General features: G+C 67.7%; 24 protein-coding genes and 1 tRNA gene. 14 read left to right on the top strand and 11 right to left on the bottom strand.

Annotated elements, in window-relative coordinates; all coding sequences use genetic code 11:
• Position 1: 1 nt before the first annotated feature.
• Positions 2–1,021, bottom strand: coding sequence for a DUF1176 domain-containing protein (locus tag GGR45_RS12285; RefSeq protein ID WP_175311843.1), 1,020 nt, complete (start codon positions 1,019–1,021; stop codon positions 2–4).
• Positions 1,022–1,132: 111 nt separating this feature from the next.
• Between GGR45_RS12285 and GGR45_RS12280 the strand changes: the two genes are divergently transcribed.
• Positions 1,133–2,002, top strand: a complete 870-nt coding sequence (locus GGR45_RS12280) for a 3-hydroxybutyryl-CoA dehydrogenase (protein ID WP_175311844.1) — start codon at positions 1,133–1,135, stop codon at positions 2,000–2,002.
• Between the two features lie 138 nt (positions 2,003–2,140).
• Here GGR45_RS12280 and GGR45_RS12275 read toward each other — a convergent pair whose 3' ends face one another.
• The 4 genes from GGR45_RS12275 to GGR45_RS12260 all read right to left on the bottom strand — a co-directional run bounded on the left by GGR45_RS12275 (position 2,141) and on the right by GGR45_RS12260 (position 7,526).
• On the bottom strand, positions 2,141–3,454 hold the full coding sequence (locus GGR45_RS12275) for a carbohydrate porin (RefSeq protein ID WP_175311845.1): 1,314 nt from the start codon (positions 3,452–3,454) through the stop codon (positions 2,141–2,143).
• 15 nt (positions 3,455–3,469) lie between these two features.
• Entirely contained in the window at positions 3,470–3,616 is a 147-nt protein-coding gene (locus GGR45_RS12270) for a hypothetical protein (RefSeq protein WP_175311846.1), read from the bottom strand.
• A gap of 385 nt (positions 3,617–4,001) precedes the next feature.
• Entirely contained in the window at positions 4,002–5,261 is a 1,260-nt protein-coding gene (locus GGR45_RS12265) for a NupC/NupG family nucleoside CNT transporter (RefSeq protein WP_175311847.1), read from the bottom strand.
• A gap of 147 nt (positions 5,262–5,408) precedes the next feature.
• The gene (locus tag GGR45_RS12260; protein WP_175311848.1) at positions 5,409–7,526 is read right to left on the bottom strand and encodes an AsmA family protein; all 2,118 of its coding nucleotides are present in this window, start codon (positions 7,524–7,526) and stop codon (positions 5,409–5,411) included.
• A 166-nt stretch (positions 7,527–7,692) separates the two neighbouring features.
• On the opposite strand from GGR45_RS12260, the gene rpmI reads away from it, so the two are divergent.
• The 4 genes from rpmI (at position 7,693) to GGR45_RS12240 (ending at position 9,802) form a co-directional block, all read left to right on the top strand.
• A complete protein-coding gene (gene rpmI, locus GGR45_RS12255; protein WP_007406658.1) occupies positions 7,693–7,896 on the top strand; it encodes a 50S ribosomal protein L35 in 204 nt (67 codons plus the stop codon).
• A 21-nt stretch (positions 7,897–7,917) separates the two neighbouring features.
• A complete protein-coding gene (gene rplT / locus GGR45_RS12250; RefSeq protein WP_175311849.1) occupies positions 7,918–8,283 on the top strand; it encodes a 50S ribosomal protein L20 in 366 nt (121 codons plus the stop codon).
• Positions 8,284–8,453: 170 nt separating this feature from the next.
• Positions 8,454–9,281 (top strand): hypothetical protein, encoded by an 828-nt coding sequence (locus tag GGR45_RS12245; protein WP_175311850.1) that lies wholly within the window; start codon positions 8,454–8,456, stop codon positions 9,279–9,281.
• 116 nt (positions 9,282–9,397) lie between these two features.
• Positions 9,398–9,802: a DUF1489 family protein gene (locus GGR45_RS12240; RefSeq protein WP_175311851.1), complete on the top strand. Its 405-nt coding sequence runs from the start codon at positions 9,398–9,400 to the stop codon at positions 9,800–9,802.
• 92 nt (positions 9,803–9,894) lie between these two features.
• Here the strand turns inward: GGR45_RS12240 and GGR45_RS12235 are convergent, their stop codons facing one another.
• Positions 9,895–10,494, bottom strand: coding sequence for an ankyrin repeat domain-containing protein (locus GGR45_RS12235; protein WP_175311852.1), 600 nt, complete (start codon positions 10,492–10,494; stop codon positions 9,895–9,897).
• A gap of 69 nt (positions 10,495–10,563) precedes the next feature.
• Here GGR45_RS12235 and GGR45_RS12230 point away from each other — a divergent pair, with 69 nt between their 5' ends.
• From GGR45_RS12230 to GGR45_RS12220, 3 genes are read left to right on the top strand one after another with little or no spacing between them, the layout of a single operon-like run.
• Positions 10,564–11,154 (top strand): SCO family protein, encoded by a 591-nt coding sequence (locus GGR45_RS12230; RefSeq protein ID WP_175311853.1) that lies wholly within the window; start codon positions 10,564–10,566, stop codon positions 11,152–11,154.
• Positions 11,154–11,582 (top strand): YcgN family cysteine cluster protein, encoded by a 429-nt coding sequence (locus GGR45_RS12225; protein WP_042488223.1) that lies wholly within the window; start codon positions 11,154–11,156, stop codon positions 11,580–11,582. The genes GGR45_RS12230 and GGR45_RS12225 overlap by 1 nt, the downstream gene beginning before the upstream one ends.
• Positions 11,579–12,247, top strand: coding sequence for a M48 family metallopeptidase (locus tag GGR45_RS12220; protein ID WP_175311854.1), 669 nt, complete (start codon positions 11,579–11,581; stop codon positions 12,245–12,247). The genes GGR45_RS12225 and GGR45_RS12220 overlap by 4 nt, the downstream gene beginning before the upstream one ends.
• Here GGR45_RS12220 and GGR45_RS12215 read toward each other — a convergent pair.
• Complete coding sequence (locus tag GGR45_RS12215; RefSeq protein ID WP_246358193.1) at positions 12,223–14,427, bottom strand: transglycosylase domain-containing protein; 2,205 nt, start codon at positions 14,425–14,427, stop codon at positions 12,223–12,225. The genes GGR45_RS12220 and GGR45_RS12215 overlap by 25 nt on opposite strands.
• A 197-nt stretch (positions 14,428–14,624) precedes the next feature.
• On the opposite strand from GGR45_RS12215, the gene GGR45_RS12210 reads away from it, so the two are divergent.
• Positions 14,625–15,215: a PilZ domain-containing protein gene (locus GGR45_RS12210; RefSeq protein ID WP_183988985.1), complete on the top strand. Its 591-nt coding sequence runs from the start codon at positions 14,625–14,627 to the stop codon at positions 15,213–15,215.
• A gap of 61 nt (positions 15,216–15,276) precedes the next feature.
• Here the strand turns inward: GGR45_RS12210 and GGR45_RS12205 are convergent.
• Positions 15,277–15,363, bottom strand: a tRNA-Leu gene (locus tag GGR45_RS12205).
• A 151-nt stretch (positions 15,364–15,514) separates the two neighbouring features.
• On the opposite strand from GGR45_RS12205, the gene GGR45_RS12200 reads away from it, so the two are divergent.
• Positions 15,515–16,870: an MATE family efflux transporter gene (locus GGR45_RS12200; RefSeq protein WP_175311856.1), complete on the top strand. Its 1,356-nt coding sequence runs from the start codon at positions 15,515–15,517 to the stop codon at positions 16,868–16,870.
• A 53-nt stretch (positions 16,871–16,923) separates the two neighbouring features.
• On the opposite strand, the gene GGR45_RS12195 is transcribed toward GGR45_RS12200, so the two are convergent.
• The gene (locus tag GGR45_RS12195) at positions 16,924–17,652 is read right to left on the bottom strand and encodes a zinc-ribbon domain-containing protein (protein ID WP_175311857.1); all 729 of its coding nucleotides are present in this window, start codon (positions 17,650–17,652) and stop codon (positions 16,924–16,926) included.
• Between the two features lie 161 nt (positions 17,653–17,813).
• On the opposite strand from GGR45_RS12195, the gene ftsE reads away from it, so the two are divergent.
• From ftsE to GGR45_RS12175, 4 genes are read left to right on the top strand one after another with little or no spacing between them, the layout of a single operon-like run.
• Positions 17,814–18,542 (top strand): cell division ATP-binding protein FtsE, encoded by a 729-nt coding sequence (ftsE, locus tag GGR45_RS12190; protein WP_175311858.1) that lies wholly within the window; start codon positions 17,814–17,816, stop codon positions 18,540–18,542.
• Positions 18,539–19,438, top strand: a complete 900-nt coding sequence (locus tag GGR45_RS12185) for a cell division protein FtsX (protein WP_175311859.1) — start codon at positions 18,539–18,541, stop codon at positions 19,436–19,438. Before ftsE ends, GGR45_RS12185 begins: the two co-directional genes overlap by 4 nt.
• 1 nt (position 19,439) lies before the next feature.
• On the top strand, positions 19,440–19,973 hold the full coding sequence (locus GGR45_RS12180) for a YdcF family protein (RefSeq protein ID WP_175311860.1): 534 nt from the start codon (positions 19,440–19,442) through the stop codon (positions 19,971–19,973).
• The gene (locus GGR45_RS12175; RefSeq protein ID WP_175311861.1) at positions 19,970–20,683 is read left to right on the top strand and encodes a lysophospholipid acyltransferase family protein; all 714 of its coding nucleotides are present in this window, start codon (positions 19,970–19,972) and stop codon (positions 20,681–20,683) included. The genes GGR45_RS12180 and GGR45_RS12175 overlap by 4 nt, the downstream gene beginning before the upstream one ends.
• A 76-nt stretch (positions 20,684–20,759) precedes the next feature.
• On the opposite strand, the gene GGR45_RS12170 is transcribed toward GGR45_RS12175, so the two are convergent.
• Positions 20,760–21,671: a prephenate/arogenate dehydrogenase family protein gene (locus GGR45_RS12170; RefSeq protein ID WP_175311862.1), complete on the bottom strand. Its 912-nt coding sequence runs from the start codon at positions 21,669–21,671 to the stop codon at positions 20,760–20,762.
• On the bottom strand, positions 21,671–22,777 hold the full coding sequence (gene hisC / locus GGR45_RS12165) for a histidinol-phosphate transaminase (RefSeq protein ID WP_175311863.1): 1,107 nt from the start codon (positions 22,775–22,777) through the stop codon (positions 21,671–21,673). The genes GGR45_RS12170 and hisC overlap by 1 nt, the downstream gene beginning before the upstream one ends.
• Positions 22,778–22,828 lie beyond the last annotated feature (51 nt).

Here is a 22,828-nt window from a genome sequence, read left to right as displayed (position 1 = left end):
TTTATCGCGGTGCGACGGGGACGACCCGCGCGCGCCAGACGGTCAGCGTGTCGATCGCACCGCGGCATTCGGTCATCTGCCCGGCGTAGAGCAGGCGGAAGCGGGTGCCGTCCCAGCCGAATTGCTGCGCATCGCCGCAATCGCCCAGCCCCCGGCCCTTGCCCCAGCTCGACAGTCGGCCGTCACGGGACCATTCGACATTGACCAGGATCTCGGGCTGGCCGGGATCGGGGGTCTCGCCGAAATGATAGGCGAAGTCGAAGGCGGCGGGGCTCAACCGGCCGTCGCGCCAGATCAACGGCTTTACCAGATAGTTATACGCCCCCGCGCCGCACGACATCAGCACCAGCGCGCTGCGCCGGTCGAGCCGGTGGGCGTCGGCACTGAACGGACTGCCATCGTCGATCACGCAGCCATAGCGTCGCCGGGCTTCGCTGATCGCGCTGGCGGGAATGGCGGGCGGGGGGCCGGAGGGCGGGGTGACGACCTGCACCACCGGAAGGGCGGGTGCCGTGCCACGATAGCGTTTCGTCCCGCGTGCGATCAGCGCCGAGGTGGTACCCGCACGCCCCTGTCGATCGTCGATATAACGAAAGGCCGCCGCCGCGCCCGCCAGCGCGACCGGGTGCGCGGTCGGAGTCAGCAGCACGGCGCGCTTGCCCCTGGCGATGGCGGCAACGAGCGCGCTGGCGGACGCGCCCTGCCATTCGCCCTCGCCGTCCCGGTCCAGCGGGGTCGAGGCGATGGTCCGGCCGTCGACCCGAACGCTCGCCGTCCTGGCCTTGCCGGTCATGTCGCGGATTCGCACCGTCACCCGGCCGCCGCCGTCCCGCGCCACGATCAGCCCGACATCCTGCAGCATCGAATCGCCCGGGGCCAGCGAGGCCGCCGCGCAGGCCCGGCCATTGTCGCAGGCCACGATCCAGTCGCGGAACAGCTTGAGCTTGCCCGGCCGGGGCGTGTCCGGCGTGGCGGCGGTCGCCGCGGTGGCGACGAGCGCGACGCTCACGGCGAGGCTCATGCGAATCATACCCGATCAACCCCTTTGCTGGCGATCCCGTTCCGAACCGGATAGGGCGCGTTGCAACAGGCTTTGTGGCAGAGATACGGGCCGGAAGACAGGAGAGTGTCGATGAAGTCAGTGGGTGTGATCGGAGCCGGCCAGATGGGTGCGGGCATCGCGCAGGTCGCGGCGGCGGCGGGCTATGCGGTGAAGCTGGCCGATGTCTCGGCCGAGCGGGCCGAGGCCGGCAAGGCGGGCATCGCCAAGGCGCTCGACCGGCTGGTGACGAAGGAAAAGACGACGCGCGAAGAGGCCGATGTGCTGCTCTCGCGGATCGAGCCGGTTGGTGACCTGTCCGCCATGGCGGATTGCGAATTGGTGATCGAGGCCGCGACCGAGCGTGAGGGCGTAAAGCGCGCGATCTTCGAGGAGGTCGGCAAGGTGATGTCCGACACCGCGATCCTGGCGACCAACACCTCGTCCATCCCGATCACCCGGCTGGCGCAGGCCGCGCCCGATGCGGCGCGCTTCGTCGGCGTGCATTTCTTCAACCCCGTGCCGGTCATGGGCCTGATCGAGCTGATCCGCGGCCTCGCGACCTCCGACGAAACGGTCGCCAGGGTCGAGAGCTTCGCGCAGGAGCTGGGCAAGCGCGTGGTCCATGCCAATGACGCGCCGGGCTTCATCGTCAACCGCGTGCTGATGCCGATGATCAACGAGGCGATCTTCGCGCTGGGCGAGGGCGTGGCGACGATCCCCGACATCGACGCGGCCTGCCAGCTGGGCCTCAACCACCCGATGGGGCCGCTGACGCTCGCCGATTTCATCGGGCTGGACACCTGCCTGGAGATCACCCGCGTCCTGTTCGAGGGGACTGGCGACCCCAAGTTCCGGCCTGCGCCGCTGCTGATCAAATATGTCGAGGCGGGCTGGTATGGCCGCAAGAGCAAGCGCGGCTTTTACGATTATACCGGCGCCGAGCCCGTACCGACGCGGTAACTCCCAAATCCTCCCCGGCACGGGGAGGGGGACCATGCGCAGCATGGTGGAGGGGGGACCGCCGATAGCGACAACCTGTATGGAAGCCCCCCTCCGTCAGGCCTTCGGCCTGCCACCTCCCCGCTAGCGGGGAGGATTTTAGAACGCCCCGTGGACGCGCAGCGCAAACACCTCGGCAGGCCCGCGATCGCGGTTGTATCCCGGGTTCTCCACATATTGCGCGTCCAGCGTCACCGCCAGCGCGCGGGACAGCGACACGTCATAATAGACTTCGGCGATCTCCTCCGCGCCTGCGTTGGGCAGCTTGCCGTCGCCGACCAGCACGCCCAGACCGCCCGCCGCCAGATAGCGGCGATGTTCGGCCGAAATCCCGTTGGCGATCAGCGCCAGACCGACCCGGTCCTGCGCCCGACCCCAGCCCTTGCCACCGAGCGATCCGCCGATCTGCGCCGTCCGGTCGATATCGGTGAAGTCATAAGGCTCGATCGATCCATCGCTGACCCCGATCCGGGCGAACAGGCCCAGCGTGTCGGTCAGCGCCTGGTCCATATTCATATAGCCGCCCATCCGCGTCATTCGCCGCCGGGTGAAGGACGGATCGACCGCGCTTCGGCTCGCGGCGGCATAGGCCAGCGCCTCGTCGAAGCGGCTGAAATTGCCGCGATTGCGGAACAGGCCGACGCGCACCGATCCGGGCCGCCCCGCGACCTGGTGGCGATGCTCGACCTCGGCATCGATCTGATACTGGCCGAAACCATGTTCCAGCCGTTCGCCGTTGGGCACGGTCGACAGGTTGAACAGTCCGGCACGCCACGTCCAGTCGCCGCGATAGAGTTCGGCGGCTAGCCCGGTGGTATAGCCCCAGGCATCGGCAGCGTAGTCGAAGCTGCCGGTATCGATCGCCGACCAGTTGAGGAAATCGCCGCGCGGATCATGGGCATAAGGGTTGGTGTCGAAGATATCACCGACGCCGAACTTGCCGATGGTCAGCACGATCCGGTCGACCGATCGCGATCCGCCCAGCTGGTTGGCGACTCCCGCTACCGACTCGCGCGCACCGCCCAGGCCGAAGGTCTGGCGGAAAAAGGCGCGTTGCAGCCGGAAATAGGGTTCGGCCTTGCCGACCTTATAGGCCTCGGCACTGGGGAAACCGGCGACGCCCAGCGTGTTGGACAGGCCGAAGCCCTGGTCGATCTCCGGATTCACCCACAGCTCGCCCCCGCTCCAGGGACGTACGCCGATAAAGGCGGTGACGTCGGTCGTCTCCTTCAGCTGGCGCGGGGTCAGGCTGTTGGTGCCGGTATAGGGCGAGGAAAAGCCGCCCACGCCCTGCGCGACCAGCGTCGCCTGGCCGTGGATCGCGAAATCCTGCGGCTGGGTGTCCTGCGCGAACGCGGTGCGCGCGACGAGGAACAGGCCGCACAGCGCAGCCCGCGAAACAATACGGATCATGATGCTATTCCCGGATCAGGCCGACGGGCGGGTGCGGCGCATCGCCTGGGGCCGGGTGGTCGACAGCAGGCGCAGCAGGCGCGCGCGTTCACGGGGGACGCTCGCCATCACGATGGCAAGGGACTGGGCGCGGACATGCGCGCGGAACAGGGTACGGGTCATGGCAGACCTCCTTCGGGTTCGTGTGGTCGAGCCCGGCGGAAGGTCGGCGAGGAACGGCTCTAGCGGGCCGTCATCGGCGACCCCGTCAGGCCCGTCAGACGGTCGGCAAGAACGTGGACGCCGAAGCGTCTACTGTCCTCGTCGCCGGACAAGGGACTAGATCGGGGCATTGTGTTCCTGTGTGTGGGTCGGCCACGGTTGCGGCCGACGGGGCGCCAATAGCGCGCTTGCGATGGGGATCAACCCCAAATTCCTCCCCGGACCGGGGAGGGGGACCAGCCGGAGGCTGGTGAAGGGGGCTCGCCGCAAAGGGCGACCTGTGTGGAAGCCCCCCTCCGTCAGCGCTATGCGCTGCCACCTCCCCGTGCCGGGGAGGATTGAAAATTCAAGCGATCAGCAGGCCTGCCAGCGCGGCCGACATCAGATTGGCCAGGCTCCCCGCGACCAGCGCGCGGATGCCCAGACGCGCGATGGTCGGGCGCTGGTTGGGCGCCAGGCTGCCGGTCACGGCCATCTGGATCGCGATCGACGAGAAATTGGCGAAGCCGCACAGCGCGAAGGTGACGACCGCGACGGTGCGCGGTGACAATTGCGCCGCCTGCTTGCCCAGATCGATATAGGCGACGAACTCGTTGAGCACGATCTTCTCGCCGAACAGGCCGCCTGCGATCCCCGCCTCGTTCCACGGCACGTTGAGCAGCGCCATGATCGGCTGGAAGACATAGCCCAGCAGCGCCTGGAAGCTGAGCCCCGGCACGCCGACCAGATTGCCCAGTCCGCCCAGCAACCCGTTGGCCAGCGCGACCAGCGCGACGAAGGCCAGCACCATTGCGCCGACCGCCACGGCCAGCTTCACGCCGGTCTGCGCGCCTTGGGCGGCCGCCATGATGATGTTGGCGGGCTTTTCCTCGTCATGCGTGGCCTCGGCCAGTGCGATCTTCTCGTCCTCGATCACGTCGCCCAGCGGCAACTGGCCCGCGGGCGGCTCGATCCGGTCGGGCATGATGATCTTGGCCATCAGGATGCCGCCGGGCGCCGCCATGAAGCTGGCCGCCAGCAGATATTCGATCGAAATCCCCATCGAGGCATAGGCGGCCAGGATGGTGCCCGCCACGCCCGCCATGCCGCTGGTCATCACGGTGAACAGCTGCGCCGGGGTCAGCCCCGCCAGATAGGGGCGGATGACCAGCGGCGATTCGGACTGGCCGACAAAGACGTTGGCCGCCGCACAGAGCGATTCGACCTTCGACACGCCGATGACCTTCTCGATCGCGCCGCCCAGCCAGCGCACGACCAGCTGCATGATCCCCAGATAATAGAGGATCGAGACGAGCGCGGCGAAGAAGATGATGACGGGCAGCGCCTGGATCGCGAAGTTGCGGCCCAGCGGATCGGACGCCAGCGCGCCGAACAGGAACTTGGTCCCCTCGTTCGCATAGCCGAGCAGGCCCGCCACGCCGCCGGACAGCCATTGCAGCACCCGCTTGCCCCAGGGGACATAGAGGACGAGGATCGCGATCCCCGCCTGGAGCGCGAAGGCGGCGCCGACGACGCGCAGGCGGATGGCCCGGCGATCGGTGGACAGGGCGACCGCGATGCCCAGAATGACAAGGATACCCGCGATACCGATGGCGAAACGATTCATGCGCGCTGCTTAACTGGGCCGCTTGGGGCGGGTGGTGGAAACGACGCGGCCCCCCGGCTGCGCGGGAGCCGATCATAAGCAAGGTGCGGCACGACCGCCATAGTTTTGATCGAGAGGGAATTTCGATCCTCCCCGGCACGGGGAGGATCAGAAAATGCCAAGAAACTTCTTCCGCTGCGCCTTGGCCTCGCCCGGATTGCCCTTTCCATCTTCCGCCTTGGCGGTGGTGCCGCGCCCGACATCGTCGCGCTTGTCGCCCTTGGTGGTGCGCTGGGCATTTGCCCGTGCGCCCGACAGGACGGGACCGCACGCCGCCGCCTTTGCGTCACCGACATCGACGAACGCCAGCACCCCGGCCAGCGGCGTCGCGACCACCGCCAGCCCCAGCCCGGTGCCCGCGCGCGCCAGCAGGTCGCCGCTGATCGGATCGATCTTTGGATGCGCGAAATTGCCGGTGATCCCGACCGGCGACTGGCCGGAGAACAGGCTGAAGGTCTTGGCATCGGCGCGGATCGCCAGGTCGAGCGCCTCGTTGCGGAAGCTGAAGCCGCCACGTCCGGTGATGACGTTCTTGGTCGTGTCGATCAGGATCGGGTCCGCCGCCGCCACGCCGCCGCGTACGGTGAAGGCGATCAGGCCGCAGTTGATGCGAACCGGCTCCTTCAATTCCTTTTCGAACATCTTCTGGACGAAGGTGCCGATATCGAGCTCGGCCAGCTGCGCATTGCCCGTCCAGAGTGATCCGGCGGGTAGGATGAACGCCATCCGCCCGTTCGCGCTGGCCAGCGAATCATGGATGGTGTCGCCGCGCCCGGTCAGCTGGACGCGGCCCTTGACCGTGCCGGTCGTCCCCGCCTCCGCGACGCCCCATCCTGCCAGCAACCGGCCGAGCGGGGTGGGCGACAGGCGAATGTCGTAACGGACCAGGCTGGGCCGCTCGCGCGTGTCGAATATCAGGTCGGACGACACGTCCCCGCGCGCCATGGCGAAGCGCAGCGGCGACAGGGTCAATTTGCCGCGATCCAGCGCCAGCGTCAGGTCGACGTTCGAGATCGGCACCCTCCGCGACCGCACGGTACGGATCGTCCATTTCAGATCGGCATCGAACCGCTGCATCGTCGCGATCGGCAGCGCGGCGTCGGGCAGCACCCGCTGCGACCCTGCACCCGTCGCGGCGGCGGCGGCCTCCGCGCCCTTGGTCGCGACGATATCGGGATTATAGCCGATGAAGGGGGCTGCATCGATGATGTCGAGCTTTTCGGTCGCCAGCGTCGAATCGAGGTGCAGCCGCTCGCCATGCGTGACGGTCAGCTTGCCCGCCAGATCGCTGTCGCCGAACGTCCCCTTCATCTTGGTGAAGCGATAGACGTCGCCGTCCTTCACCAGCTGCGCATGAAGGTCATAGGTGCGGGTACGCGGGATGACGACGCCGATCACCTCGAGCAGGGTGGACAGGTCCTTGCCCCGCGCGCGGGTACGCAACGGCACATTCTCGACATCGGCGATCGAGGGCAGGGTGCCCGTCACATCGACGATATTGCCCGCCGCGCGCATCCGGGCGACCAGCTCGTTCTTCCCGCGATTGGCGGTGGCGTCGGGCGAGAGAAGCTGTGCGGTGAGCGTGAAGGGCGTCTCGCGGATCACCCCCTTGCCGCGCACGCCGACCGCACGGCCGATGCGCGCGTCCTGCGATTGGAAATCGGCCAGCGCCAGGTCCGCCGTCACCCGCATCCGGGGATCGCGATAGCGCACCGTCGTGCCCTTCACCACGGCCACGTCGATGCGCGGAAACTCGAGCCGCTTGCCGCCCTTCTTGTCGCTGAAGGTCCATGTGTTGGTGCGGTGGTCGGGCGTCCATTCCAGGTCGACCGCGCCGTTGGTCAGTTCCAGCCAGGTGAAGCGCCGCTTGCCGAACAACAGCGACAGCGGCGCGATTCGCGAATCGACTCGGTCGGCGGTGAACAGATTGGGCCGCGTCGCCCAGCCGGGGTTGGAAACCGCGATCTTCTCGGCGACGAACTTGATCCGCCACGGCGCGAAATAGAGCTGGAAGTCGCCGCCGACCGTCACCGTCCGGTGGGTCAGCTTGCCGACGATCGATTCGAAGGGGTGGCGCAGGAACCGCCCCTTGGTGACGAAGAGCACCAGCCAGATCGCGGCGATGACGGTGAGCAGGCCGATAGCGATGCGGATCGCCCAGCGGCGCCACCCAGGCCGGGCAGCGGAAGGAATCGCGGGATTGTCGGCCGCAGGCGCCTGATCCATGGAAACCCCAAGCGCCCGAGCGAAGCGGCGGTTCCATGGGGTTGATCGGTTGCATTCCGGCGCGGCTTCGTCTAAGCGGCCCGCTTCCCGAGCGAGGTGTCACGAACGGCCCGGCCATCAGGGCTGCCGCGGCCGTTTCTGCCTTAGCTCTAGCGAAAGGAAAAAAATGCCCAAGCTCAAGACCAAGAGCGGCGTCAAGAAGCGCTTCAAGCTCACCGCGACCGGCAAGCTCAAGCACGGCGTCGCCGGCAAGCGCCACCGCCTGATCAGCCATAACGGCAAGTATATCCGCCAGAACCGCGGCACCTCGGTCCTGTCCGATGCCGACACCAAGACCGTGAAGGCCTGGGCGCCTTACGGCCTGAACTGATTTCTGGAAGGGTAGAAAGATATGGCACGCGTCAAGCGGGGCACGACCACCAAGGCGAAGCATAAGCGGATTTTGGAACAGGCGAAGGGCTATTATGGCCGTCGCAAGAACACCATCCGCATCGCTCGCCAGGCCGTCGAAAAGGCCGGTCAATATGCGTATCGCGACCGCAAGGTTAAGAAGCGGACCTTCCGTGGTCTGTGGATCCAGCGCATCAACGCCGGTGTCCGGGCCGAGGGCCTGACCTATTCGCAGTTCATGCACGGCCTGAAGCTGGCGGGCGTCGAACTGGACCGGAAGGTCCTGGCCGACATCGCCATGCACGAGGGCGAGGCCTTCAAGGCGATCGTCGCCCAGGCGAAGGCCGCTCTGCCGCAGGCCGCTTGAACAGCGACTGACGGTTAAGCGCCGGAAATCAGGAAAGGCGTCGGTGGGGTTCCACCGGCGCCTTTTTCTTTGGTCCTGCATCGGCGCTGGCCGATCCAGTGCACATCGATACTGCCTCATTGCTGCCAAGATGGCGCGCGATCCTTGCCCAGCGATGGAAGGATAGCGCGATGCGGATGGTGTTCGGCTCGATGTTGCTCGCCCTGAGTCCTGCCGCTTCGCTGGCAGCCTCAACCTCATCCCCACCGCGACCGGTTCTGGCCGATCCCTGCGCCCCGTCGACCGATTTCCGGCCGCCTTTGACCAAAGTCTATCACCTCAAGGGCGGCGGCACGCTGGTCTTCGTGGCGGTCCGGCATGGTGATGACCCGGCGACCCGCGCGCTGCTTCAGGATGCTTTTGCGCGCGACAAACCAACCGACGCACTGGTCGAGGGCTTTGCCGCGAGCCGGAGCATGGATCCCCGCTATCAGGAGCGAATGGTGGGTTATGCCCAAAGACGGACGGCATCCGGCCATCCCGACGAACTGGCGACGACGATCAAGCTGGCATCCGATGCCGGGGCGAGCTTCGGGGGGTGGGACATGAGCGCGGCGGAGGATTATGCCGCAAGCGTCGCGCAGGGGTTCACCTTGGACGATGTCATCGGTGCCCATCTGATCCGGCGCCACGTGAATCCGTTCGCGGGGGCAGATGGCGGTGCGCTCGATTCGGAGTTGCGCGACGCGCGCACGGTCCATGGCATAGAGGGTTTCGATTATGCCGCTTGGTATCGACGCCACTATGGCGACTCGTTCGATGACGCAAACGGCACCCCCTGCGGGACTGGTATCGGCGCCAGCATCGTGGCGTTCGAGACGGCCGAACGCAACCGACGGCTCATCGCGGTTCTGCAGGCACATGTCGGACCGGGTAAGACGGTCTTGATCGAAGCCGGAGCCAATCACTGGCTGGCGTTACGTCCATGGCTCCAATCCATCTCCGATCGCGTGACGTAAGAGCGGATGGCATGATCGTTCCCGCCTTCAAGCGTATGAACGAGAAATTGTCTTGGTCCGGCGACTTTCGCACTCCCTAGCCATCCTGCCTAGCCGCCCCCACATATCTCTGCGACATGGCGCTTCATCTGACCAAGGTCGCGTTCGGGGCGGCCAGTATCGATCATCTGGCCGAACGACTGAAGTTACGGGCGCAGGAAGGGCCGGTGTTCCTCACCACGCGCTATCTGCCCAAACGGCATGAGGAAGTGGCAGGGCAGGGTTCGCTGTTCTGGATCCTCAAGCATCAACTGATCGCGCGCTCGCCGATCCTGTCCTTCGGCGAGGCCGAGGGTGGGCGCTGCGCGATCCATATCGATCCCGCGCTGGTGCTGGTCCAGGCGCTGCCCCGGCGCGCGCATCAGGGATGGCGCTATCTGGAGGCGGCGGATGCGCCGCCCGATCTGGGCGGGTCGGCGTCGGGGATCGATGGGATGCCACCGGTGCTGGTGGGTAAGCTGGTGGAGCTGGGACTGATTTAAGGGGATAGGCATTCCTCGCCTTCGGCGAGGCCCCTCCACCATCGCATTCGCGATGGCCCCCCCAAGCACGGCTTGGGGAGGAGTTGTGCAGGTCAGAATTTCGGACCGGCCACGGCCGCGCGGGTCTTTTTCGGCGTGTCGGCGAACAGCTTGGCGATCGCGGTATTGCGGGCGTCCTGCGACGCGTAATCGCGAGCCGAGAGCCCGGCGACACTGTCCGCCATGTCGGGGTCCGCCCCGGCCGCCAGCAACTCGCGGACCATGCCGATGTCATGGCGCTGCACCGCGCGGATCAGCGGGGTTTCGCCCGAGGCATTGGCGATGTTCGGGTTCGCCTTGGCGGCCGCCAGGATGCGGATCATGTCGGGTTGCCCGCCCGACACCGCGAGCAGCATCGGCGTGTTGCCCCGCCCGTCCCGCAGGTTGGGATCGGCGCCCTTCTGAAGCAGGAAGCGCAGATATGTCTCGTCGCCACGCTTGATGACGATGTGCAATGCGCCCTCGCCGCTCGTCACGTCGCGGGTGTTGATGATGCTGGCGCCCGGCCGGTCCAGCATGTTGGTCACGTCGTTGCCCTTCGCCTCGCGCACCGCCTGAAGGAATTTGTAGCTTTCCGACTGCATCATCTGGGCCGTGACCGGCGTGGCGAAGGCGCCGAGCAGCGCGGCGGCGACCAAGGGGCGAAGGGACATGAAACGAGATCCTGAGCAATGGAGCATGGCTTGCGCCGAGCGATTTATCACAGCAAGGCTGTCGGCGTCATGACCCGATTGTTCCTGTCTGCTCTGGCCCCGCTGGCACTCTCTCTGGCCGGTTGCGGCCCCTCCCAGCCCGAGGCGCAGGCCCCGTTGGCGGGTGCGAAAATCGGCGGGCCGTTCCAGCTGACCGACGCGAAAGGCAAGACCGTCACCGACCGCGAGTTTGCCGGGCGCTACCGCGTCATGTATTTCGGCTATAGCTTCTGCCCCGATGTCTGCCCCACTGATATGCAGGCGATCGCGGCGGGCCTGAAGCTGCTCGACAAGAGCGCGCCCGCCAAGGCGAAGAAGATTGCCCCCATCTTCATCACTGTCGACCCCGAACGCGACACGCCCGCCGTGGTCGGCCGCTTCGCCGCCGCCTTCGACCCGCGCATCGTCGGGCTGACCGGCACGCCTGCCCAGGTCGAGGCGGTGAAAAAGGCCTATGCCGTGTGGTCGGCCAAGGGCGATCCGTCGCCCGGTGGCGGCTATCTCGTCAACCACAGCCGGCAGGTCTATCTGATGGACCCGTCGAACAAGCCGCTGGCGCTGGTCCCGACCGATGAGGGGCCGGAGGCGGTGGCCAAGACGCTCGACCAGTGGGTGCGTTGATGGAGCGTTTCTGGGAAAAGCCGATCGAAAGCCTCGACCGCGCGCAGTGGGAGGCGCTGTGCGACGGCTGCGGCAAATGCTGCATCCACAAGCTGGAGGATGAGGAGACGGGCGAGCTGGTGCCGACCAACGTCGCCTGCCGCCTGCTCGACCGGCGCAGCGGGCAATGCTCCAACTATCGCCACCGCCGCGCCTTTGTCAGCGAATGCGTGCGGCTGACCATGGGCAATGTCCGGTCGATCGACTGGCTGCCCACCACCTGCGCCTATCGCCTGCGCGCGGCGAACGAGCCGTTGCCCGACTGGCATTACCTGATCTGCGGTGATCGTGAGGCGGTGCACCGCGCCGGGCAGTCGGTGCGCGGCTGGACGATCAGCGAGGATGATGCGGGCGATTTCGAGAACCATATCGTGGACCGGGAATTGTGATCGACGAAGTCGTGCGGCACCCCACGGCCAAGACCATCCGCCTGAGCGTCGATCCCGCGACCGGCACCGCGCGGCTGGTCGTGCCCAGGCGGGCGGGGCTGAAAAAGGCGCTCGCCTGGGCCAAGGACAAGAAGGACTGGATCGCCGCCCAGCGTGCGCGCCTGCCGCATCCCCGCCCCTTCGTGCCGGGGGCGTCGATCCCGTTCGGCGACACCGTGCTGACGCTGGAATGGGAAGAAGGTCGCGCCCGCGTCATCCAGCGTGACGGCGACCGTCTGATCGCCTCCGGCCCGGTCGAGACGTTGGGACGCCGGGTCGAGGCGTGGCTGAAGCGACAGGCGCTGGAAACGCTGGCGCGCGAAACGGCGGAAGTCGCGCGGGCGGCAGGGGTCACCGTATCCAAGGTCAGCGTCGCCGATCCCAAGGCGCGCTGGGGAAGCTGCGCCTCGACCGGCGCGATCCGCTATAGCTGGCGGCTGATCCTGGCGCCGGACTATGTCCGCCGCGCGACCGTGGCGCACGAAGTCGCGCACCGCGTCCATATGAACCACGCCCCCGCCTTCCACGCGCTCGTCGGCGAGCTGTTGGGCGCGGACCCAGGCCCCGCCACCGCCTGGTTGCGGCAGCATGGCGCGGGGCTTCACTGGTTCGGTCGGTCGTCCTGACGCTCGCGGGGTAAGCCGCGTTGGCCGTTGGCGGGGGTGCGCGGATCGCGTGACGCTCCGCCCGCGCCGCGGCCGGTCACCCGGTCGATCCACGCCTGATCCAGCCGCTGCGGCGGCACAGGGGCCTGAGCAGGCTGTTGCTGCTGGGGCGGGGCGCCCGGCTGCGGCTGCTGGATCGGCACGGGGGCGCCCGGCTCGCGGTGAGTCGGAATCTCGACCGCCTCGCTGCCATCCTCGGCCGCGCCCGCGCTGGGCGGGGGCAGCGGGTTGCCATCGGCATCGACCGCCGCAACGCCATTGTCGGGCTGGCCGAAATAGCTCTCCTCATCGGGCTCCAGCTGCCATTCGGGCAGCGTGACCTGGGTGTCGAACTGCTCGATCGGGCGGTTGGCGACCGCGACGCGCATGTAATCGGCAAAGGCCCTGGCGGGCGCGGTGCCGCCGTGCAGCCCGGCAACCGGCTTGCCATTGTCGCGGCCCATCCAGACGCCCGTGGTAATCCCGCTGGAGAAGCCCAGGAACCAGCCATCCTTGGAACTGGTCGTCGTCCCCGTCTTGCCCGCGACCGGCCGCCCGATCTGGGCGGCACGACCGGTGCCGGTATTGACCGCGGTCTGCAGCAGGTCGGTCATTTCGGCCGCGACATAGGGCGCGACCAGCACATGGCTGCGGTCCACCTCATGCGTGTAGATGGTCTGGCCGTTCGCCACGACCTTGGTGATGCCATAGGGCGTCACCTTCACCCCCTTGTTGGAGATGCTGGCAAAGGCGGCGACCATGTCGATCACATGGACCTCCGACGTGCCGAGCACCATCGAGGGATGGGTGTTGACCGGGGTGGTGATGCCGAAGCGGCGCGCCATGTCGGCGACCGTCTGGAACCCGACCTCCTGGCCCAGCTTCGCCGCCACCGTGTTCAGCGAATAGGCGAAGGCGGTGCGAAGCGAGACGCTGCCCGAATTGCGGCGCGAATCGTTGCGCGGGCTCCAGCCGTCGATGGTGACGGGCTCATCGACCACCTGGTCCTCGGGCTTGTGGCCCGCCTCCAGCGCGGCGAGATAGACGAACAGCTTGAACGCCGATCCCGGCTGGCGAACCGCCGTCGTCGCGCGGTTGTAATTGGTGGACACGTAATCGAGGCCGCCGACCATCGCGCGCACCCCGCCGTCGCGGTCCAGGCTGACCAGCGCGCCTTGCGTCCCCGGCGGCGCGTCCTTGCGAATCGCGGCATCGGCGGCGCGCTGCATATTGAGGTCGAGCGTCGTCCATACGTCGAGCGGCGCGCTCTGCTCGTCGATCAGCGTGTCGAGCTGAGGCAGCGCCCAGTCGGTGAAATAGCGGACCGAATTCTGCTTGGGCTCGGGGGCGAGCTTGAGCGCCTGCGGGTCGGCATTGGCGGCCTGATCGGGCGTGATGAAGCCGTTGCGCTCCATCTGCCGGATGACCACGCCCGCGCGGCCGACGGCGGCCTCGGCATCGGCGGTCGGCGAATAGTTGGACGGCGCCTTGACCAGCCCGGCGATCACGGCGGCTTCCGACAGGCTCAGATGCTCGGCGCCGTGCCCGAAGAACTTGCGGGCCGCCGCGTCGATGCCATAGGCGCCGCCGCCATAATAGACCTTGTTCAGATACAGTTCGAGGATCTGGTTCTTCGAGAATTTCAGCTCCATCGCCAGCGCCAGGATCGCCTCGCGGAACTTACGGCCGAACTTCTTCTGGTTGTTCAGGAAGATGGTGCGGGTGATCTGCTGGGTGATGGTCGAGCCGCCCTGTTTCCAGCGACCCTTTTCCAGGCGGACCGCGACCGAGCGGGCGATGCCGATCGGGTCGACGCCGGGATGCTGGCGAAACCGGCGATCCTCGACCGCGATCGTCGCGTCACGCATGACGATCGGAATTCGATCATAGGACAGCCATTCGCCATAGCTCGGCCCGAGCGAGACGATCACCGTGCCGTCGGCGGCATGGACGCGGATCATCTGGCCGTTGGGCGAGGATTTCAGCTCCTCGAAGCTCGGCAGCTGCGACTTGGCCACGAAGACCGCGATGACCAGCGCACCGACCGCCAGCACGGCCAGCCCGATCAGGACCTGCAGGGTTACGACGATCCGGCGCCGCCAGGGAGAGCGGGGCTTGGAGGAGCGGGGCCGGGACGACCGGGAAGACGACGCGCGAGGCATGGGACGGCTCGCGAATTACAGGGCTTTGGAGATGACCACAAGCGGCCGATGCCGCGCCGCGGATTGCGCTGCGCTGAACCACGGCGTCGCGGCAGGGCGGATGTTATTAGTTTTTTATATGGGATCGGTTATTACAGAAGCCGAATGCCGAATTGGGGATATCGCCTAAGGTGTCGAAATGGGCGGAAGGGGCAGGGATGGAAGAGGTCGAACAGCAGCAGAGCACGTCGGCGGAGCGCCGCGCGGGCAAGCGGCATTCGGCCGTCCTTCTGCTCGGCAAAGTCTGCGGCGATGTGCCTGGCGTATGCCTGGTCCATAATATCTCCGCCTCCGGCCTGATGGCCCGGTTCGTCCAGGTTCCGGCGGTTGGGGATCCGGTGTGCATCGAGGTGCGCGGGCTGCCGCCCGTATCGGGCGTGGTCCGCTGGGTGAACGGTCGCAAGGCGGGCGTGCAGTTCGATTCGCCCCAGCCCTATGAGCGCATCTTCCTGCATGAAAATGAGGATGGCTCGGTTCCGCGTCCTCCCCGTTTTCCCGTCACGCTGTCCGCCGATGTCCGGCTGGGAACGCATAAATTCACCTCGGCGATGCTCGACGTGTCGGCCGGTGGCGCCAAGCTGGTCGCCGAAGGACCGATCCAGCCGGGTCTGGCGGGACATATCATCGTTCGTCCGATCGGGACGGTGGTCTCGGGGACGGTCTGCTGGGTCAAGGACGGCCATTTCGGCTTTCGCTTCGTCTCGCCGCTGGCGATGGACACGCTCGCCGCGATCGTCGGCTTTCGATAAGCGCAAGGTCCCGCCGGGCGGGATGATGCCCAGGACCGTTTGATGGGTTTTTCGAAAAATCTGGTGCGGTCGAGAAGACTCGAACTTCCACGGCCTTTCGGCCACAACGACCTCAACGTTGCGCGTCTACCAATTCCGCCACGACCGCACTCGATAGTCACCACCGGCAAGCCGGAGGGCTGGTAGGCGGGTGCCCCTAGCAAAGCGATACGGGCAGCGCAATGCCTTTCGTCGGTGATGGGAATTTGTTGGATCGACCGACGGTTCTTTCTGCGCGTCCCAGGCATTAGGGACAGGGCATGACGCTTTCTCTCCGCCCCGACCGTGCCGAGGCGCGCCGCCTGTTGAGCCTGGCATGGCCCGTGATGTTGACCAGTCTCAACTGGACGATCCTGCACGTCACCGATGTGATCGTGGTCGGCCGGGTCGGCGAGCATGAGGTCGCGGCGCTCTCTGCCAGCCGTTCGCTGACCTATATCGCGATCGTCACCGGGCTGGCGTGGCTGTCGGGCGTGCTGGTCCGCGCCTCGCGCGCGGACGGGGCGGGCGATCTGCCCGCGACGGGCCAGGCGCTGCGCGACGGGATGGTGTTGGGGCTGATACTCGGCGTGGCGGCGATGCTGATCCTGGGGCTGGGCGGCGCGGCCCTGCTCGCCGGAATCGGGGTCGCGCCATCACTGGTCGAGCCAGGCGCGCGTGTCGTGGCGGTGATGGCGCTGGGCTATCCGTTCCAGATGGTCCTGATCGCCGCCAGCTTCTTCCTGGAAGGGATCAGCCGTCCGCGCCGGGTGACGGTGGTCAACCTCTCGATCCTGCCGATCAATGCCCTGCTTGCCTGGGCGCTGGCGGGGGGCGAGATGGGATTTCCTGCGTTGGGGGCTGTCGGTGCGGCGCTGGCGACGGTAATCGCCTCCGCCCTGGGCGCGGTGGCGATGGTGGCCAGCGCGATGCGCCTGCCGCGCGGGGGGCAGCGGGGCGTGCGGCGGATGGACCGCGCCGCTTGGGTGCCGACGCTGGCTGGCGCGGCCGGACTGGCGCGATTCGGCCTGGTACCCGCCATCGCCTCGGGACTGGAGCTGGCCGGATTCGCCATCCTGATCGCGCTATCGACCCGGCTGGGAGATGCGACCGCGCATGGGTTCCAGATCGTCTTTTCGGTCCACAACGTCACCTTCGCGCTGGCGATCGGGCTGGGATCGGCGGCGGGGGTGCGTGCGGGCAATGCTGTGGGAGAGGGAATGGCGTCGGCGGCGGTGTCGCGTACGGTGCTGGCGGTCGCAATGGTCGCATTGACCATGGGCGCGTGCAGCCTGGCGCTGTGGACCCTTCCTCAGGCGGTCGTCGCCCTGTTCCCCGCCTTGCCCGAGGCGCGCGCGGCGGCGGTCGCCATGCTGATGATCTGGGCGCCGTTCATCCTGTTCGACGGGGTGCAGGTGGCCCTGGTCTATGCGCTACGCTCGCTGGGCGATCAGGTAGCGGCGGGGATCAACAGCATCATCGCCTATTTCCTCGTCACCGGCGGTGTCGGCTGGTGGCTGGTCGCGACCGGGTGGGGCGCACCTGCGCTGGCCTGGGCCTCGGGCATGGGGATGCTGGTGGCCGCGATTCTGCACGGCGCGCGATTCGTGGTCATCGCGCGGCGGTTGCGGGCGTAATATGGGCTTGGCTTCGCTCAGGCTGAGCGGAGCCAAGCCTGCGCCCCAAAGCGTCAGTTCGCGCTACCCTCTCCCGCAAAGCTCAGGTCCAGTCGCTTGGAGCTGGGCGGCACGTCGAGCTTGGCGGAATTGAAGTCCATCGACGCGCCCGGCCCCAGCGTTCGCTGTTGCGGCGCGATGGCCCAGGAGAAGACCACGCGACCCTGCGCGTCCTTCAGCTCGGCGCGAAGGTCGGGCACTCGCTGCGCGGTGGCGGAGGGGTTGATGATCTGGCCCGAAATGGCGAACAGCTCCGACCCGTTTTCCAGCTCGCGCCGCTCGATCGGGTTGGAGCGCAGCTCAAGCGCCGATTCCGTGCTGCCCAGCCCGAACCATCCGCCGATGCCCGGCATTCCGGTCCACAGGATCGCGCCGGTCGCGACCAGCATCAACAGCCCCGCGAGCACCGCGCCGATGGTCCAGCGGCGCACCGGATTGCGCCGCGCGCGGAAAGGCGGCCGGTGCGCGAAGGCGTCGAAGCCCGCATCCTCCTGGGCCAGGATCGGTGGTGCGGGCGGCGGTACGATGACGGGTGGCGCGGGCGGCGGCTCGGCCAGGGCCTCGCTGTCCTCCGTCGCGGACGCGACCGGGGGCAGCGGCAGTTCGGGTTCGGGCTCAAGCTCCGGCGGCGCCTGGAACCAGCTGTGCCGGCAATTGGCGCAGCGCACGGTCCGCCCCTCCGGCCCGATCGCGCTGTCGGGCACCAGATAGCGGGTGCGGCACTCAGGGCATTCGAGGATCATGCGGTGGGGCACTTCAGGACAGGACGGTTCGACGGACGGACAGGGCCATCCCTATCAGTCAGGCCCCTTTGATGATCCAGTAAGCACGCCGCCCCTAGGCGTGGCAAGCGTGAAGCGCGGAACTTGAAGCGCGGGCCGGGCCATGCCAAGGCCATGAAGGCATGGCGAACATCGTCCAGTTCGAGAATGTCGGCCTGCGCTACGGCGTCGGGGAAGAGACCTTGTGCGACGTCAGCTTCACGTTGCGGTCGGGGCAATTTTATTTCCTGACCGGGGCCAGCGGCGCGGGCAAGACCTCGTTGCTCCGCCTGCTCTACCTGTCGCAGCGGCCCAGCCGGGGCATCATCCGGCTGTTCGGCGAGGATGCGGTGATCCTGCCGCGCGGTCGCCTGCCGGGTTTCCGGCGGCGGATCGGGGTGGTGTTCCAGGATTTCCGGCTGATCCCGCATCTGTCGGCCGCCGACAATATCGCGCTGCCGCTGCGGGTGGCGGGCATGGCCGAATCGGAGATTGCGCGCGCGGTGCGCGAGATGCTGAACTGGATCGGCCTTGCCGAGCGGGCAGGCGCACGGCCCGCCACCCTGTCCGGCGGCGAGCAGCAACGGGTGGCGATCGCGCGGGCCGTCATCGCGCGGCCCGAGCTGCTGGTCGCCGACGAACCGACGGGCAATGTCGACCCGGCGATGGCGGAGCGGCTGCTGCATCTGTTCCAGTCGCTCCACCGGCTGGGCACCACGGTCGTCATGGCGACGCATGACTGGCACCTGATCGAACGGGTGCCGGGCGCGCATCACCTGCATCTCGAGCACGGGCGGCTGGTCGATCCCGATCCGCCCATGCCGCCCCCTGCAGAGGCGCGCGCCTCGACGATCGTTCGGAGCGGGCTGTGACGCGCGGCGCCAAGGTCCGCGAGACGGGCGCGGAGGCACGCGCGCTGGACGATGGCGGTGGCGCTCATGTCATGAGCTGGGTGATCGCGATCATGCTGTTCCTGACCCTGTTGGCCGGGGCGGCGGGCCTCGCGACCGCGCGCGCGGCGGGCGCGCTCGACCGGCAGATGGCAGGGCGGCTGACCGTCCAGATCGTCGAGGGCGAGGCGCAGCGCCGTGACGCCGCCGCCGCGCAGGTACTGGCGGTGTTGCGGACCCAGTCCGATGTCGCCCGCGCGACGCCGGTCGCACAGGCCGATCTGGCGCGGATGCTGCAACCCTGGCTGGGCGATGATGCAGAGGCGGCGGGCCTGCCGGTGCCGGCGTTGATCGATGTCGACCTGACCAGCGACGACAGCGCCGCCATCGCCCGCGTGCGCAGCGCGGTGACGCGGGCCAGCCCGGCCGCGCGGGTCGACGCGCACGCCACCTGGCTGGGGCCGGTGGGGCGGTTGCTCGACACGGCGGCCTGGCTTGCGGGTGCGATCATCCTGTTGATGCTGGCGGCGACCACGGCGGTGGTCATGCTGGCGGCCCGCGCGGGGCTGGAGGCGCATCGCGGCACGATCGAGGTCATCCACATGCTCGGCGCGACCGACCGGCAGGTCGCGCGCCTGTTCCAGCGGCGGATCGCGCTCGACGCCGGGATTGGCGCGGTGGCGGGTGGCGTGCTGGCCGGGGGCGCCATCCTGCTGATCGCGGGACAGGTCGGGGCGCTCGATTCGGAATTGTTGGGCGGGATGCGGCTGGGGCCGGTGGATATGGGCGCGCTGGTCGCGCTGCCCTTCGGCTTTGTCCTGCTTGCTGTGGTCGCGGCGCGCCTGGCGGTGCTGCGCCAGATGCGGCGGATGCTCTAGGATGCTGCGCTTGTTGGGATTGGCGGCACTCGCCTGGTGCCTGGGGTTCGCGGCCTTCATGCTGACCCTGCCGCACCCGCTGGATAACAATACGACCGATGCGATCGTGGTGCCGACCGGCGGGCCGGGGCGGATCGATCGCGGCATCGCGCTTTTGAAAGCGCATCAGGCCAAGCGGATGCTCGTCACCGGTGTCGCACCCGGCGTGCGGCCGATCGATCTGGCCCGCACCTATCGCACATCGCCCGCGCTGTTCGCCTGCTGCATCGACTTGGGCGGCGAGGCGGTCGACACCCGTTCCAATGCCGAGGAGACGGCGGCCTGGGTGCGCGAACATGGCTATCGCACGGTGCGGCTCGTCACGTCCGACTGGCATCTGCCGCGCGCGCGCATGGAACTGACCGCCGCTTTGGGCAAAGAGGTGCTGGTACTGGGCGACGGCGTGCCGTCCGAGCCGCGCATCGGTACGTTGGTCAATGAATATAACAAGCTGATCCTGCGCAGGGTCGCGCTTTGGACGGGGATTGGTGCGTGATTCTTCTTCGCAACATCATCTTTGTGCTGGTCTTCTATCCGGTATCGGCGGTGATGGCGCTCTTGTCACCGGTGATCGCGTTGGGCGGGCGACAGGCGGTCATTCACTGGGCGACGTGCTGGACGCGGTTCCACCGGCTCTGCACGCGCTGGCTGCTCGGCATCCGGGTGGTGGTGGAGGGGACGCGGCCGACCACGCCCGCGCTCTACCCCGCCAAGCATCAGGCGATGTTCGAGACGATGGAGCTGCAACGGATACTGGGTGCGCCCGCCATGGTGCTGAAGCGCGAACTCGCCAACATCCCGCTCTGGGGCTGGGCGGTGCGCAAATATGGCGCGATCGTGGTGGACCGCAATGCGTCGGCCAAGGCGATGCGCGGCATGATGCGCGACGCGCAGGTCGCGGTGAACGAGGGGCGGGCGATCATGATCTTCCCCGAAGGCACGCGGGTAAAGCCCGGCGAGACGCCGCCGCTCAAGCCTGGCTTTGCGGGGCTCTACCGGATGCTGAACCTGCCGGTGGTGCCGGTAGCGACCGATTCGGGGCTGGTCTGGCCGCGCAAGGGCCTGAAGCGGCCGGGGGTGGTGACGTTGCGCTTCGGCGAGATGATCCCGCCCGGCCTGCCGCGGGCGGAAGCGGAGGCGAAGGTGCACGCAGCGATGAATGCACTGGAATCCTCCCCGGCACGGGGAGGGGGACCGCGCCCCTAGGCCGTGGTGGAGGGGTGTGCCGCGAGACACGTCCTTTTGCCGCCCTTCCCCTCTGCCACGGTTTCGCGGCGGACGTTTATTCGTCGTGACTCCGCCCGAAATCCTCGCGCGCATCGTCCTGGCCCTGGTCGATGATCGAGCGGCGGATGGCACGCGTGCGGCTGAACAGGTCGAACAGCTCGTCGCCCTTGCCCCAGCGGATCGCGCGTTGCAGCTGGCTGAGGTCTTCCGAGAAGCGCTGGAGCATTTCCAGCACCGCCTCGCGATTGGTCAGGAACACGTCGCGCCACATGGTCGGGTCCGACGCGGCGATGCGGGTGAAGTCGCGAAAGCCACCGGCGGAATATTTGATGACCTCGGACTGAGTCACTTCCTCCAGATCGCTGGCGGTACCGACGATCGTATAGGCGATCAGGTGCGGCAAATGGCTGGTGATGGCGAGCACCCGGTCGTGATGATCGGGGGCCATCAATTCGACATCGGCGCCCAGCCGCCGCCAGAATTCGGCCACCCGCTCGACGCTGAGCGCGTCGGCGCCTTCGGGGGGCGTGACGATGCACCAGCGTTTCTGGAACAGCGTGGCGAAGCCCGCCTCGGGTCCGCTGCGTTCTGTGCCCGCGACCGGGTGGGCGGGAATGATCGTCGCGCCGGGCAGCGCCTCGGTCAGCGCGGCCAGCACCGATCCCTTGCAGCTACCCACGTCGGAGACAATCGCCTCCTCGGGCAGGTCGTCGGCGAACTCGGCGGCGACCGCGCCCATGGCGCCAACCGGCACGCACAGGATCACCAGATCGGCATCGATCACGCTGGCGCCCGCCGTATCCGCGACATCGTCGGCCAGATCGAGCGCGCGCACCGTCTCGCGGACCTGCGGGTCTGCGTCATAGGCGGTGATCCGCGCGGTCGGCATCGCCTTGCGCGTCGCCCGCGCGACCGACGAGCCGATCAGGCCCAGCCCGATGATGGTGATCCGCGCGAAGGGGAGCATCAGTTCGCCGACACCATCTGGCGCAGCGCCGCGACGACGCCCTTCACCTCGTCTTCCGTGCCGATGGTGATCCGCAGGCCATGGCCCAGCCCCTGGCCGGGCAGCCAGCGGACGATATACCCGGCGTCCATCAGCCCGTGATAAGCGCGCTCGGCGGTGAGGTCGCCCTGGAACAGGACGAGCGAGAAATTCGCCTTGGACGGCACGCAGCGCAGCCCCGCATTGCCGAGGCTTGCGATCTGCGCCTCGAACCAGGCCAGCCACTTCGCATTGTGGGCGCGCGACGCCTCGACGAAGCTGCGGTCGCGGATCGCCTCGATCGCGGCGTTCTGCCCTGCGATGGTCACATTGAACGGGGCGCGGATGCGGTGCAGCGCGTCGATGATAGGGGCGGCGGCATAGCCCCAGCCGATCCGCTCGGCCGCCAGGCCATGGATCTTGGAGAAAGTGCGCGAGACCAGCACATTGGCAGCCTTTCCGGCCAGCGCCAGCCCGCCATCATCCTCCCCCGCGTCCAGATATTCGGCATAGGCCTGGTCCAGGACCAGCAGGACATGAGGCGGAAGGCCGGCATGGAGCCGCGCGATCTCGCCCGCCCCCGCATAGGTGCCGGTCGGGTTGTTGGGATTGGCGACGAAGACGACCTTGGTCTTCGGCGTCACCGCCGCCAGGATCGCGTCGACATCGGTGGCATAGTCGTGATCGGCGACCACCACGGGCTCCGCGCCGACGCGCCGGGTCGCGATCTCATAGACCGCAAAGCCGTAGCGGACATGGATGATCTCATCCCCCGGCCCCGCGAAGGCCCCCGCCGCCAGATGCAGGATCTCGTCCGAACCGGTGCCATAGATGATCCGCGCCGGGTCCAGCCCGTGCACCTCGCCGATCGCCTCGCGCAGCGCGGTCGCCCCCGCATCGGGATAGCGTTCCAGATTAGCAGCAGCGGCGGCAAAGGCGGCGCGCGCCTTTTCGCTGGTGCCCAGCGGATTCTCGTTGGACGACAATTTGGCGACCTTGCGCCCGTCATCGGTCGTCGCGCGGCCGGGAACATAAGGCGCGATGGCCTTGACCCAGGATATGGGTTCGGGGGCGGTAAGCTCGGTCATGGCATCCGCCATAGCGGCCATGCCCTTGCGTTGCCAAGCATCGCGGCCTAG

Source organism: Sphingomonas zeae (assembly GCF_014197135.1).
GTDB classification, from domain to species: Bacteria; Pseudomonadota; Alphaproteobacteria; order Sphingomonadales; family Sphingomonadaceae; genus Sphingomonas; species Sphingomonas zeae.
The sequence above is the reverse complement of the archived record's forward strand: the minus strand, read 5'-3'. Positions and strand labels throughout refer to the sequence as shown.